Source organism: Ralstonia sp. SET104 (genome assembly GCF_003851545.1).
In the GTDB taxonomy this organism is placed as follows: domain Bacteria; phylum Pseudomonadota; class Gammaproteobacteria; order Burkholderiales; family Burkholderiaceae; genus Ralstonia.
In genome coordinates, this window is record NZ_BHVX01000041.1 from 1 (window position 1) to 1304 (window position 1304).

At 62.4% G+C, this 1304-nt stretch carries 1 protein-coding gene; it reads right to left on the reverse strand.

Going from position 1 to position 1304, the window contains the following annotated elements; translation table 11 throughout:
* Positions 1-3: 3 nt before the first annotated feature.
* Positions 4-1224, reverse strand: a complete 1221-nt coding sequence (locus PSUB009319_RS22715; RefSeq protein WP_124384423.1) for an ISL3 family transposase — start codon at positions 1222-1224, stop codon at positions 4-6.
* Positions 1225-1304 lie beyond the last annotated feature (80 nt).

Consider the following 1304-nt stretch of genomic DNA (forward strand, 5'->3'; position numbering starts at 1 on the left):
GGTTCATCGAGGAATTCCGGGGAAGGCGGCGCGGATCTTGAGGAAGAAGTATTCCTCGTCGCGGTACCCGTAAGCCCGACGTTTGATGACCTTGATGGTGTTGTTGATGCCTTCGACGACGCTGGTGTTGAGTGGGTGGCGGCAGCGGGCCAGAATTCCGTGCCAGTAGCCTTGCAGGCGCTGGGCGAACAGTTGCAAGGGAGCGATCCCACTTTGCCGAGCCTGCTCGAACCACTGCTCCCAAGCTTTCTGCGCCCAGGCTGGCTTCTGATAGAACCAGAGCCGCTTGAGCTCGTCGCGTAGCACGTAGACGCACAACAGCGGCTGGTTGGCGCTCAGCAGTTCCTTCAAGTGCACCGACTGCTCAGGCTTCAAGTTGTGGCGGTTGCGTAGCAACAGCCACCGGCTGGACTTCAGAACCTTCCGGGCCGGCTTGTCATGGCGAAGCTGGTTGGCTTGATCGACGCGTACCCGATCGATGACCTCGCGCCCGTACTTGGCCACGACGTGGAACAAGTCGTAGACCACCTCGGCCTGCGGGCAATGCGCGTTGATCTCCAGTTCGTAGGCGGTCGTCATGTCGATTGCCACCGCCTCGATGCGCTCGGCGACGCCCTCGGGAAGCTGCTCGAAGAAGGCGCGGGCAGTCTCGCGAGAGCGCCCCGGCCCGATCCAGAGCACCTGCCGGCCGATCGGATCGACCACCACCGTGGCATAGCGATGGCCTTTATGGAGCGCGAACTCGTCCATTGCCAGATAACGGATCGTCGACCAGTCCGGTTCGGCCACACGCGCTCGCAAGCGCATCTTGTCGATCGATTTGACCGTGTGCCAGCCCAGATCGTAGAACGCGGCCACCGCCTGTACGCTAGCCGCCTGCAGCAGCTTCTCGCACGCCTCGGCGAAGCGCTGCGTCACCCTTTGATAGCGGCCCAGCCAGTCCAGCTTCTCCAGTCGCGGCCCGCCGCAACGCTCGCACCAGACACGCCGGCGCGGGACGTGCAGCACTACCCGGTACTCGAACAGCGGCAGATCACGTACCCGCCGAACCGTCGTCTCATGAATCTGCGAGCAACGCGCGCCGCATTGCTCGCAGTGCATGACCTTGCTGACCGGCTTCAGATAGAGCGATAGGGTGCGGCTCTCTCCTTCGGGCCACTCCACTCGTTCCAGACGGTAGCCCTTCCAGCATCCCAGCGCCTGCAGTGTCTTGCGATCCAGCATTCCCACTCCCAACACCTGTCCTAGTCGGCGTCAGCATACGGAATGTGGCAATTCAGGCCCACGGAATTGTTCGAAGAACC

Bases quoted from the DNA above. Each gene is read 5' to 3' on its own strand.
- PSUB009319_RS22715 (WP_124384423.1), bottom strand. From the start codon at position 1,224: ATGCTGGATCGCAAGACACTGCAGGCGCTGGGATGCTGGAAGGGCTAC.